Source organism: Paraburkholderia sp. CNPSo 3281, assembly GCF_024206515.1.
GTDB lineage: Bacteria > Pseudomonadota > Gammaproteobacteria > Burkholderiales > Burkholderiaceae > Paraburkholderia > Paraburkholderia nodosa.
In genome coordinates, this window is record NZ_JAMBPS010000007.1 from 142927 (window position 1) to 155234 (window position 12308).

7 protein-coding genes are annotated in these 12308 nt (G+C 63.8%); 3 read left to right on the forward strand and 4 right to left on the reverse strand.

Features of this window, described 5'->3' with window-relative positions; genetic code table 11:
* Positions 1-79 precede the first annotated feature (79 nt).
* On the forward strand, positions 80-5590 hold the full coding sequence (locus M3I56_RS10870) for a trifunctional serine/threonine-protein kinase/ATP-binding protein/sensor histidine kinase (protein WP_254353816.1): 5511 nt from the start codon (positions 80-82) through the stop codon (positions 5588-5590).
* Between the two features lie 269 nt (positions 5591-5859).
* On the forward strand, positions 5860-7377 hold the full coding sequence (locus tag M3I56_RS10875; RefSeq protein ID WP_254353817.1) for a CoA-acylating methylmalonate-semialdehyde dehydrogenase: 1518 nt from the start codon (positions 5860-5862) through the stop codon (positions 7375-7377).
* Between the two features lie 105 nt (positions 7378-7482).
* On the opposite strand, the gene M3I56_RS10880 is transcribed toward M3I56_RS10875, so the two are convergent.
* The 4 genes from M3I56_RS10880 to M3I56_RS10895 all read right to left on the reverse strand — a co-directional run bounded on the left by M3I56_RS10880 (position 7483) and on the right by M3I56_RS10895 (position 10900).
* Complete coding sequence (locus tag M3I56_RS10880; protein WP_254353818.1) at positions 7483-7872, reverse strand: nuclear transport factor 2 family protein; 390 nt, start codon at positions 7870-7872, stop codon at positions 7483-7485.
* Positions 7850-8884 (reverse strand): LLM class oxidoreductase, encoded by a 1035-nt coding sequence (locus M3I56_RS10885; protein ID WP_375541705.1) that lies wholly within the window; start codon positions 8882-8884, stop codon positions 7850-7852. The genes M3I56_RS10880 and M3I56_RS10885 overlap by 23 nt, the downstream gene beginning before the upstream one ends.
* Positions 8885-8986: 102 nt before the next feature.
* On the reverse strand, positions 8987-9886 hold the full coding sequence (locus M3I56_RS10890) for a LysR family transcriptional regulator (protein ID WP_254353819.1): 900 nt from the start codon (positions 9884-9886) through the stop codon (positions 8987-8989).
* Between the two features lie 93 nt (positions 9887-9979).
* On the reverse strand, positions 9980-10900 hold the full coding sequence (locus M3I56_RS10895) for a LysR family transcriptional regulator (RefSeq protein ID WP_254353820.1): 921 nt from the start codon (positions 10898-10900) through the stop codon (positions 9980-9982).
* A gap of 142 nt (positions 10901-11042) precedes the next feature.
* Between M3I56_RS10895 and M3I56_RS10900 the strand changes: the two genes are divergently transcribed.
* Positions 11043-12272 carry an MFS transporter gene (locus M3I56_RS10900; protein ID WP_254353821.1) on the forward strand — a complete coding sequence of 410 codons (1230 nt, stop codon included), beginning with the start codon at positions 11043-11045 and terminating at the stop codon, positions 12270-12272.
* The last annotated feature ends 36 nt before the right edge of the window (positions 12273-12308 follow it).

A 12308-nucleotide genomic window follows, 5' to 3' on the forward strand; every position in this document is an offset into this window, starting at 1 on the left:
CGCTCGCCATGGCGCAAAGACAGGCGCGCGTGCAAAATCATTTCCGGATGAAGATCGCATCATGACAGGAGCGTCCGTCATGGATCTCGCTGGATATGAGCTGGAGCCGCTGCGCGACGACGGCGATTTTTCACTGTATCGCGCCCGCAAACGCAGCCATCCCGTCTCGGTGCTCGCGCTGGTGGCCACGCGAGCGGACCCGGTGGGCATGAAGCGCCTCGAGCGCGAATACGGACTCGCCGCGCTGCTCGATTCCAGCTGGGCGGCGCGGCCGCTTGCGCTCTACCGGCACAGAGAGCCGCCCATGCTCGTGCTCGACGACGACGGCGGCGAACCCCTCGATCGCTCGCTTGCCGGCCCGTTCGAACTCGCGCGCCTGTTGCGCATTGCCGTCAATCTGGCGAAGGTGGTCGGCCACGTGCATCGATGCGGCCTCGTTCACAAAGACATCAAGCCAGCGAATGTGCTCGTCGACAGCAGCGGCAACGTGCGGCTCACCGGTTTCGGCATCGCTTCGCAACTGCCGCACGAACATCAGCCGCCCGCGCCGCCCGAGATCGTGGCCGGCAGCTTTGCGTATATGGCGCCCGAGCAGACCGGCCGCATGAACCGGTCGATCGACACGCGCAGCGATCTCTATTCGTTCGGCGTCACGCTGTATGAGATGCTCACCGGGTCGCTGCCGTTCAAGGCCTCGGACGCAATGGAGTGGATTCATTGCCATATCGCGCGCAAGCCCACGCCGCCCCGGGCGCACCGCGACGCGATTCCGCAGGCGCTCGAGGGCATCGTGCTGAAGCTGCTCGCGAAGGCCGCCGAGGACCGCTATCAGACTGCTGCGGGACTCGAGGCCGATCTGCGCTCGTGCCTCGCGGGGTGGGAAGCGCACCATCGCATCGAGCTATTCCCGCTGGGGGAGCACGACGCGTCCGACCAGTTGCTGATCCCCGAGAAGCTGTACGGGCGCGAGGCGCAAATCGAAGCACTGACCAGCGCGTTCGATCGCGTGGTCGGCAACGGGTCGGTCGAACTGGTGCTGATCTCGGGCTATCCGGGCATCGGCAAGTCGTCGGTCGTGAACGAGTTGCACCGGGTGCTGGTCCCGCCGCGCGGTCTCTTCGCTTCCGGCAAGTTCGACCAGTACCGGCGCGGCATTCCGTACGTGCCTTTCGCGCAAGCCTTCCAGACCCTCGTGCGCAACCTGCTGAGCATGCGGGAGGCCGAGGTCGAGCCGTGGCGGCGCGCACTGATGGACGCACTCGGGCCCAACGGGCAACTGATCGTGAATCTGATCCCTGAGCTTGCGCTCATCATCGGCGAGCAGCCGGCTGCGCCGACGCTGCCGCCGCAAGACGCGCAAAATCGCTTCCAGATCGTATTTCGACGCTTTCTCGGTGTATTTGCGCGGCCGAAGCACCCGCTCGCCTTGTTTATCGACGATCTGCAGTGGGTCGATACGGCGACGCTCGATCTGCTCGCGCATCTCGCCACGCATCCGGACGTGCGGCACGTTCTGCTGGTGGGCGCCTATCGGGACAACGAGGTCGACGCTACCCACCCATTCGCGCGCACGCTCGAGTCGATTGCCCGCGCCGAAGGCAAAGTGCAGCAAATCGAGCTTGCGCCGCTCACGAGAGACAACGTGACGCAACTCGTGGCGGATGCGCTGCACTGTGACCGCGCGAGCGCCGGCCCGCTGGCGCAACTGGCGCATGAGAAAAGCGGCGGCAATCCGTTCTTCACGATCCAGTTTCTGACCGCGCTCGCCGATGAAGACCTGCTCACCTTCGACCCGCGCGTCGCGAAGTGGGGCTGGGAACTGCCGCGCATTCGCGCGAAGGGCTACACCGAGAACGTCGCCGATCTGATGGCGGCGAAGTTGAGCCGGCTGCCGCCCGCGGCACGCGACGCACTAGGCCAGTTGGCGTGCCTTGGCAACGTTGCCGAAGTCGCCGCGCTGACCTGGGTTCAGGGCGGCTCCGAAGAGAAGATGCACGCGGACCTGTGGGAAGCCGTGCGAACGGGCCTGGTCTTTCGCGAGGCCGATGTCTATGAATTCGCACACGATCGCGTGCAGGAGGCCGCGTACGCGCTCATTCCGGCCAACGAACGGGCTGCCGCGCACCTGCGCATCGGCCGGGCGCTGGCGTCGCGCACGCCGCCGGACGCTCTCGAAGAGGCGATCTTCGACATCGTGAACCATCTCAATCGCGGCGCGGCGCTGATCGTGGACGAAACGGAACGTGAGCAGGCGGTTGCCGTGAATCTCGTCGCGGGCAGGCGGGCCATGCGTTCGACGGCCTACGTGGCCGCGCGCGGCTATCTCGCGCAAGGCGTGGCCTTGCTGTCGCCCGCTGCGTGGACGCTGCGCTACGAGAGCACGTTTGAACTCTATCTCGCGTTTTCGGAGTGCGAATATCTGGTGGGCGACTTTGCAAAAGCAGATGCCCTGGCGGACATGATGCTAGCCACGGCGCGCTCCAGTCTCGATCGCGCCAAGGTCTACAGCTTGCGCATCGAGTTGTATCAGCTTGCCGGAAGATACGACGAAAGCTTCGCGGTCGCGCTCGTTGCGCTGCGCGGTTTCGATATCCACTTTCCTGAAACCGATGAGGCGATTCAGGCGGCGTTCCATGCCGCCCTGCACGACGTTCGCGTCAATCAGGCAGGCCGTTCCATCGGCGAACTCGTCGAGTCGCCGGTGGCGACGGACCCCGCGATCCACGCGATCGTCAATCTGCTCCTGCAGGCGATGAACTGCGCGTTTGCCGCGCGGCCCGCGTTTTATCCGCTCGTCACGCTCGAGGCGGTCAATCTCTCCTTGCAGCACGGCATGACCGATAACTCGAGTTTTGCGTTCGGCAACTACGCGCTCATGCTGGTCTCGCTGATCGGCGATATTCCCACGGCGGTTCAGGTGTCGGAGATGTCACTGAAACTGAACGAGAGATTCGGCAATCGGCACCTGAATGGAAAGCTGCTTCATCTGTATGGCGCCCACGTCAATTTCTGGCGCCGCCACATCGCCGCGAATCTCCCGGTGCTGGAACGGGCGACAGCCGAGTGCATGGAAGTGGGCGATTTCGTTTTTGCCGGCAACGTGGCGTTCAATGCCGTCTGGCAGTCGCTCGAGAGCGGGGCCGCGCTCGAAGACGTGCAGGCGATTGCCGAAAAGTACGCGGCGCTCATGCGGCAGAGCCACAACGACGCGGTCTACGAACTGATTCGGGTCGAACGGCAATGCGTCATTAGCCTGCGAGGCAGGACGGCCAAACCGTTCGATCTGAATGACGAGACGTTCGACGAAGCCGCCTGTTCCGAGGCGATCGTCAAGTCGAATTTCGGTTGCGCCATTGGCGTCTATCGAATCATCAAGGTCATGCTCGCGTTTCTCGATGGCCGCTATGTCGACGCGCTGGAGGCAGTGCAGCAGGCGCAAGCCGTGCTGAGTTCGGTGATGGCGCTGGCGATCGAACCGACCTTTCACTTTTTTCATATGCTCACCTTGACGGCGCTTTATCCCGAGTCCTCTCCCGAGCAGCAGGAAATTGACAAACGCCTGCTCGCAGAGACACTCGAGAAGTTTGAAACGTGGGCCGGACATTGTCCGGAAAACTATCAGAACCGCCATGCGTTGCTCAGCGCGGAACTCGCGCGTCTGGAGAGGCGCGAACTCGACGCCATGCGCCTGTACGAGGAGGCCATTCGCTGCGCTCGCGAGAATGGCTTTGCGCATCACGAAGGCATGGCCAGCGAACTGGCTGGCCGTTTCTATTTGCGCATGGGCCTCGCGACGAGCGCCGAAGGTCATTTGCGCAATGCGCGCCGGTGTTTCGGCGCCTGGGGCGCGCAAAGCAAGGTCGTGCAGCTCGACAGCGAATTCCCGCGCCTGGCCGATCTGGAAGGGAGCACGCTGACGTCGACGCTCAGCTTCGACTGGCGTCAGTTCGACGCAGCAACGCTGCTCAAGGCCTCTCACGCGCTTTCCAGTGAGATCGAACTGAAGCGCCTGGTCGAGCGCCTGATGACGATCGCGCTGGAAACCGCAGGCGCGGACCGTGGTCTGCTGATCGTGCCCGAGCAGCCGGACGGCTACCGCATCGAGGCGGAAGCGTGTGTCGACGGCAACGGGATCGAGGTGAAGCGCTCGCCGGACACCGGCGCGGCCACGCCCGCGGCGCTGCTGCGTTACGTCATGCACACGGGCAAGCGCGTCATCATCGACGATGCCGTGACGTCCAGTCTCTTTCCCGAAGACGCGTATCTGGCGAGCGGCGCCACGCGGTCCGTATTCTGCCTGCCGCTGGTCAGGCAGGGAAAACTCAGTGGGTTGCTGTATCTGGAGAACACCGAGACCTCGCATGTGTTCACCGCACGCCGCTCGGCACTGCTCGACTTGCTCGCCTCGCAGGCCGCCATTTCACTGGAGAATACGCGCCTGTATGCCGATCTTCAGGAACGCGAAGCAAAGGTCCGGCGCCTGGTGGACTCCAATATCATCGGCATCCACATCTGGGACTTCGAAGGCAATGTCGTCGAGGCCAACGACGCATTTCTGCGCATTGTGGGCTACACCGCGGCAGATCTGCGATCCGGGCAGATTCGCTGGCCCGATCTGACTCCGCCCGAATGGCATGAGCGCGACGAACGGGTGAAGGCGGAATTGCAGGCCACGGGTAGCGCCAAACCGTTCGAGAAGGAATACTTTCGCAAGGACGGCAGCCGGGTTTCCGTGATGGTTGGTGCAGCGGCGTTTGGCGACCGCGCGGGGCAGGGCGTCGCGTTCATACTCGACCTGACCGACCAGAAGCGCGCGCAACAGGACGTGCAAGACAGCGAACGACGCTACCGCGAACTCCAGACGGTGCTGGCGCATTCGAACCGCGTGGCGACGATGGGGCAGCTATCGGCGTCGATCGCGCATGAAGTGAAGCAGCCGATCACCGCCATCGCGGCGTACGCGAGTGCGGCCTTGCGCTGGCTCGCGGCCCGCCCGCCGAATTTCGACGAAGCGCGTCTCGCGCTCACCCGCATCGTCGCGGACAGCGACCGCGCCAACGGCATTGTCGACAGGACCCGTGCCTACTTCAAGAAAGAGCCGCTGCGCACCGACGGGCTCGATGTCAACGACATGATTCGGGAACTGATCGCGCTCGTGCGCGGCGAAGCCAGCAAGTCCGGGGTCGAACTCACGGTGCAACTCGCCGAGGGGTTGCCACGCGTTCAGGGCGACCGGGTGCAATTGCAGCAGGTCATGCTCAATCTGATGATCAACGCCCTCGAAGCGATGAGCGAACTGAAAGCCGGCGAGCGCTCGCTACTGATCCGAACCGGCAGGGCCGACGAAAACGAACTTTGCATTACCGTGCAGGATTCCGGACCGGGACTCGCCGCCGGCAATCTCGAGGGCGTATTCGAGGCCTTTTTCACGACCAAGCCCGACGGTCTCGGCATGGGCCTGCCCATCTGTCGCTCGATCGTGCAGAGCCACGGCGGCCGCTTATGGGTGACGCCGAACGTCCCCGGTGGCGCAAGCTTCCATTTCACGCTTCCCGCACAAGGCAACGCCTCGCTGCCAGCGCGTAGTTAGCGCCGCCCCGCCAAGTCATACGACCCTTCAGATCGCCACGATTTCCGCGTTGTCGCCATGGCCGGAAACGCGCCGGGAATGTCCCCAAACCGTCGCAGCTAGCCCCTCGGCCAGGAGCCGCAAAACGTAGACTGTTCTGGTCGGCGGTCAATGACTGCCGGTCCTGGCGGGGAGTCGTGGAGATACCCGGCCACTTGACTTGACGCGCGCTACAACGCGGGCTCTCTTCGATCCGCGCGCAGCGCCCAAACCCCCTAAAGGAAGGACGTATGAGCGAAGCAAACCAGGGCGCGGTGCGCCAACTGAAACATTTCATCGACGGTCAAAACACGGCTGGCGTGAGCGGCCGGTTCAACGACGTCTACGATCCCGCGCAGGGCCGCGTTACGGCGCGCGTGCCGGTTGCGAATCCCACTGAGGTTGCCGCCGCCGTCGCGGCCGCGAAAACCGCGTTTGCAGCCTGGAGCGAAACCCCGCCGCTCAAGCGCGCGCGTTTGATGTTCAAGTTCAAGGAACTGCTCGAGGCGCACCAGGACGAGGTTGCCGAACTCATTACACGCGACCACGGCAAGCTCTTCTCGGACGCTAAGGGCGAGGTGATGCGCGGCATCGAAATCGTCGAATTCGCGTGCGGCATTCCGAACCTGCTCAAGACCGATTTTACCGACCAAAGCAGCAGCGGCGTCGACAGCTGGAATTTGCGTCAGCCCGTGGGCGTGATTGCAGGCGTCACACCGTTCAATTTTCCGGTGGTGGTGCCGTGCTGGATGTTCGTCATGGCCGCCGCGACCGGCAACACATTCATCCTCAAGCCTTCGGAGCGCACGCCGTCGTCGTCGATCCGGCTGGCGGAACTCTTTATCGAGGCAGGCTTTCCCAAAGGTGTGTTCAACGTGGTGAACGGAGACAAGGGCACCGTCGATGCGCTGATTCAGCATCCCGACGTGGCCGCGATGTCCGTCGTCGCCTCCACGCCGGTGGCCGAATATATCTATGCAGAGGGCGCCAAACGCGGCAAGCGCGTGCAGGCGTTGGGCAGTGCGAAGAATCATCTCGTCGTCATGCCCGACGCGAATCTCGATCAAGCCGTCGATGCGCTGATCAATTCGGCGTATGGCTCGGCGGGCGAGCGCTGCATGGCGACCTCGGTCGCGGTGGCGGTAGGCAGCATTGGCGACGAACTGATCGAGCGTCTCGCGCCGCGCGTGCGTGCGCTGCGCATCGGCGCGGGCATGGAGCCCGATCTGGACATGGGGCCGCTCATCAGCGCCGCGCACCGCACCAAGGTGCTGGGTTATATCGATGCGGGCGTCGCCGCTGGCGCGAAGCTCGTGGTGGACGGGCGCGGCCATACCGTGGCCGGGCACGAAGAGGGCTTCTTCCTCGGCGGCTCGCTCTTCGACGACGTGCAACCCGATATGAAGATCTATCGGGAAGAGATTTTCGGGCCGGTGCTTTCGGTGGTGCGCCTGCCCGATCTCGCCAGCGCAATCGAGCTTGTCAACGCGCACGAACTCGGCAATTGCGTCACCCTGTTCACGGCCGATGGCGCCGCGGCACGCACGTTTACACGGCAGATTCAGATCGGCATGGTGGGCATCAACGTGCCGAGTCCGGTGCCGTCGGCGTGGCATTCGTTCGGGGGCTGGAAGCGCTCGCTGTTCGGCGATCATCACGCTTACGGCGAGGAAGCCGTGCGCTTCTACACGCGCTACAAGAGCGTGACGCAGCGCTGGCCCGACAGCATCGAGAAGGGCGCGGAATTCGCCATGCCCGCGTCGAAATAAGGTAAGCGCGGCGTGAAAACGCCGCGCGTTTGAAGATAGCCGGCGCGGGTATGGCCGGCTATCAGTCGCTTTTCAGCTTGCGCAATCGATCTTTCGATGCGGATGTTAGCTGGTCGTGATCTTCTGAACCCATTGGCTGCGCCAGCCGGGCGCTTCAAAGGATTCCGAAAAGTATTGGGTCTCGTGAACGACCTTGCCGTCACGGAATTCCATGATGCTCACGGTGAAAGCGGATCGCCCCTGGTAAGCGATGGTGTATTCGGTCACCCAGAGATTGCCTTCGCCCTGCATGCGTCTGATTTCGAAACTGGACGGCTTGCCGGGATGATGTCCCCGCAGGGCCTGCAGATTCCTGCGCCCGAGAATGCGTTCGCCCGACTGAGGGTAGTCGCAGATGGCGTCGTCGGCGTAGATGTCGTGTTCGGCTTCGAGGTCGCCGGCCGCCGACGCCTGCCAGTGCGCATTCAGCGCGTCACGTATGTTCGCGTGTTGCATGAAAAACCTCCGGGATAAAGTACGGCAGCACTTCGCTGTGCAACTCGTCGAGTACGTCGGCATACGGGCGCGGCGTGACTTTCGGATTCAGCGCGACGTGGCTGACACCCGCTTCGCGTGCCTGCTCGAGGAAATGCCTGAGCGAGCGGCTGCCGATAGCGAAGCCGCCCTTGATGGCGCGGAACGGGTAATCGGGCCGCGGGTGCAGATAGAGGTAGCCGCCAAAGGCAATCGGCCTGAAGGCTTGGCGGCCCATCGACTGGGCGACCTGGTCTTTCCAGCTCTGCACGAACGCGTCGAGCGCGGCGGGGCCGGGCACGAAGCCGAGGTAACCGTCCATGTGCGCGGCAATCCATTCGAGACTCTGCTGTGCCCGGCCGACGGCAATGGCCGGGGTACGTCCATAAGGCGGCTTGGGCAGCATGTCGAGCGTGCCGCCCGATTTGCCGAAGCGCGGCGAGGAGAACACCGGAAAAGGCTGCTCGCTGACCGTGCGGTAAGTCTCGAACGCGTCGCGAAACCGCTCGCCACGCGTATCGAAGTCGATGCCGAAGACAGGATACTCGGAAGGTCGATCTCCCGAAGACATCCCTAACAGCAGCCTTCCATTCGTCAACTGGTCGAGCGAATTCACCTGCTTGGCCAGCAAAAGCGGCTCGCGCATCGGCAAGACGATGCCGGTCGTGCCGAGGGCGATCTCGCTCGTCACTGCCGCGAGGCTCGCGATATACACCAGCGGTTCGAAGATCTGGCCCGCATCGCCGTACGCAGGGTCGTAGAACGGGATGTCGCGCATCCACAATGCGGCCACGCCCATCGCCTCGGCGCGCTGCGCCATGGCGACATGATCGCGCATGGTCGGGACGGGCGAGTCCGGATGCGTTTCGAGCGGCAGGATCAGGCCGACCGTGAGCGCGTCCTCGCGAAACACGCGGCGCCACGCGGGCTGCTCCGAAAGCGCGTGTTCGACGGGCGCGGAAGCCTTCATTGCATTGATTGCTGACATATCCATTGCGTTTCCCCTATTACCAAGCAAGGTTACGCACGATCGACGCTGGCAAAAACCACCTGAGATGAACAACAGTTGATACTCGCGGTCAATAACGCGGCAAATTCAGACGGCGGACATGCGCGTCTTGAGGCGCGGCGACATGAAGTCGAGAAACGCGCGCAGCTTGAGCGGCAGCGGCGTTTGGCCGGCATGGACGAGATGGATCGGCATGGGCGCCAGCTCGAAGGTTTCCAGAACCAGCTGCAAGCGGCCTTCCTGCACGGCGCTCGAGACCTGATAAGACAGAACCCGCGTCAAGCCGGTCCCGAGCGTTGCGGCGTCGATGGCCGATTCCGCCGTGTTCGTTACGAGCCGCGCGTGGATCGGCACGTTCTGTTCCGATTTCCCGCCGGAAAACGTCCACGCGCGCGACGAATTGATTCCCTCGAAACCGATGCACGCATGATTGGCGAGATCGGCCGGGTCGTGCGGCGTGCCACGCTCGGCGAGATACGCGGGGCTCGCGCACACCACGGGGCGCGTTTCGCCCAGGCGTATCGCAACGAGGCTGCTGTCCGGCAATTGGCCGATACGCACCGCAACGTCCACGTGGTCTTCGAGAAAATTGACGTTGCGATCGGTCAGCACGAGGCGGGCGTCAATCTCCGGATAGTGCGCGAGAAATGCCGCCATGACAGGGACGACGTGCAGCCGCCCAAAGACCACGGGTGCCGTGGCCACGAGAGAGCCTTTCGGGGCCGCATACTCGCCGGTCACGGCGCGTTCGATTTCGCCGATGTCCTCGAGAATGCGCCGGCACGAAGCGACATAGGACTCGCCGGCCTCGGTGAGCGAGAGGTGCCGCGTGGTGCGATGGAGCAGGCGGGTCTTCAGGTGCGCTTCGAGGTCGCCGACCTTGCGGCTGACGGTCGCCAGCGGCTGGCCGAGCTGCCGGGCCGCGGCTGACAAACTGCCTGCATCGACGACTGCGATCAGGATGGACATCCCTTCGAGACGGTCCATGATCTTCTCGATAACTGGAAGGGAGATTCCCGATGCTAACGGATTCGCTCCCGGTGCGAGCGCGGAGCGCCTTTACGCGGGTGGCTCAGGTGCTCACGCGGTCACAGCGTTTGCGAGTTCGCCCGACGTGCGCTCGCGCAGGCGCGGCGACGCGAAGTCGAGGAACGCGCGCAGCTTCAGCGGCAGGGGTGCTTGCCCCGCATGCACGAGATTGACGGGCAGCGGCGCGGCTTCAAACGCGTCGAGCACGACGCGAAGCTCGTTGGCGCGAACGGCGCGTGCAACCTGGTAGGACAGCACGCGTATCAGCCCCACGCCGAGGATCGCGGCTTCGATAGCGGCGTCCGCCGTATTCACGGCAAGCCGCGAATGAACGGGCACGGACTGCTCCGACTTGCCGGAGCCGAAAGCCCAGGCGCGCAGCGACGCGAGCGCCTCGAAGGTAATGCATTGATGGCCGGCGAGGTCCGCGGGCTCAGCAGGCACGCCATGCTTCGCGAGATAGGCGGGGCTGGCGCAAATGACCCGTCGCACCATGCCCACTCGGGTCGCGATCAAGGTGCTATCGGGCAACTCGCCAATACGGACCGCGACGTCCGCGTGTTCATCCATCAGATGAACTACGCGATCCGTCAGCAGGAGATTGATGTCGATCTCCGGATAGTGCGCGAGGAATTCCGCCACCACCGGCACCACGTGCAAGCGGCCAAACGCAACGGGCGCGGTGACCACGAGTTCGCCTTTGGGCGCGGCGTATTCCCCCGTTGCGGCGCGCTCGGCTTCGCCGATGTCTTCGAGAATGCGCCGGCAGGCGGCCACGTAGGCGCTGCCGGCTTCCGTCAATGAAAGCTTGCGCGTCGTGCGGTGAAAGAGACGCGTCTTCAGGTGCGCTTCCAGTTCCCCAACCTTGCGGCTGACCGTGGCGAGCGGCATGTCGAGGCGCCGTGCGGCAGCCGAGAGACTGCCCGCGTCGGCGACCGAAACGAGGATGGCCATGGCTTCGAGGCGATTCATGGACCCTATCAAATAGTGGAAGGATGAATCTTGATCGTGAGGGATTCTCTTCGGAAATGCAAGCGCGTAACGTTCGACCTCAATCTGGATTGCGGCAAACCGCTGCAAAGACCGGAGAAATTCAACGAACAAGGAGGTTGTCGTGAGCGGCTTACCCAGCACCCCAGAAAGTGCAGCTACGCCCGCCGTCGCATCGCGCGGCAAGATCGTCATGATGGCGATCATCGCAGGAGCAGTGATCACCAACATCTATTGCACGCAGCCGATCCTGCCGCTGATCGCCGCGGGCCTGCGGGTCAACATCACAACAGTCGATTTCGTCGCGGGAGCGGCGCTGCTCGGCTTCTCGACCGGCCTCGCGCTGCTGTTGCCGCTTGGCGACCGCTTCGACCGGCGCAAGCTCGTGCTCACCCAGATCGCCCTCGCACTCGTTTTTGCGGCGACGGCGGCGGTTGCGCCCGGCATCTGGGCACTGATCGCGGCTTCGTTTGCGCTTGGTATCGTGAGCTGCGTGCCACAGCAGCTCGTGCCCTTTGCCGCCGTCATGTCGTTGCCGAGCGAGCGGGGGCGTAACGTCGGCACCGTCGTGAGCGGCATCATGGTCGGCATCCTGGTCGGCCGCACGATCGCCGGTGTGATCGGCGCGGCGTGGGGTTGGCGTGCGGTCTACGGCGCGGAAGCCGCGTTCATGGTGCCGGTCTTTATCGCCGCCGCGACGCTTCTGCCGAAGGGCGTGCCGTCCACGAATCTTTCGTATGGGCGTCTGCTCGCTTCGTTGTGGCCGCTCGTACGCGACAATCGTCCGATTCGTGAATCGATGATTATCCAGGCGTTGCTTTGGGCCTGTTTCAACGCCTTCTGGGTCAATCTCGCGGCGCTGCTCAAAAGCGGGCCGTGGCACCTCGGCAGCGCCTGGGCGGGCGGCTTCGGCATCATCGGCGCAGCTGGCGCGTTCGCCGCATCGTTGGGTGGTAATGCCACCGACCGGGTGGGATTTCGCAAGGTCATCGGCGCGAGTATCGGCATTGCAACGCTTGCCTACCTGCTTCTTTCCGGCGCGGCCACGTCGCTCACGCTGCTGATCGTGGGCGTGATCGTGCTCGACATCGGCGTGCAGTCCGGTCTCGTTTCTAACCAGACTCGCGCTTTTTCGGTCGATCCGAAAGCGCAAGGCCGAATCAACAGCCTCTATATGACGGCCACCTTTTTCGGCGGCGCCTTCGGTGCGACGGTCAGCGGCTGGCTCATGAGCCGCTTCGGCTGGTCGGGCATCGTCGTCTTTGGTGTCGTGCTCGGGATCGTTGCTTCCGCCATCCACTGGATCGGTGCGCCTCGCGAGTCCGCGGGCCAGGTCCCATCAAACGCAGATTGATTCAGGGCATCGCGAATCTGCTTGCTGGAATCCGCC

Excerpts from the sequence above, each read along its gene's own strand:
- M3I56_RS10870 (WP_254353816.1), top strand. The coding sequence starts at position 80 with ATGGATCTCGCTGGATATGAGCTGGAGCCGCTGCGCGACGACGGCGAT.
- M3I56_RS10875 (WP_254353817.1), top strand. The coding sequence starts at position 5,860 with ATGAGCGAAGCAAACCAGGGCGCGGTGCGCCAACTGAAACATTTCATC.
- M3I56_RS10880 (WP_254353818.1), bottom strand. The coding sequence starts at position 7,872 with ATGCAACACGCGAACATACGTGACGCGCTGAATGCGCACTGGCAGGCG.
- M3I56_RS10885 (WP_375541705.1), bottom strand. The coding sequence starts at position 8,884 with ATGGATATGTCAGCAATCAATGCAATGAAGGCTTCCGCGCCCGTCGAA.
- M3I56_RS10890 (WP_254353819.1), bottom strand. The coding sequence starts at position 9,886 with ATGGACCGTCTCGAAGGGATGTCCATCCTGATCGCAGTCGTCGATGCA.
- M3I56_RS10895 (WP_254353820.1), bottom strand. The coding sequence starts at position 10,900 with ATGAATCGCCTCGAAGCCATGGCCATCCTCGTTTCGGTCGCCGACGCG.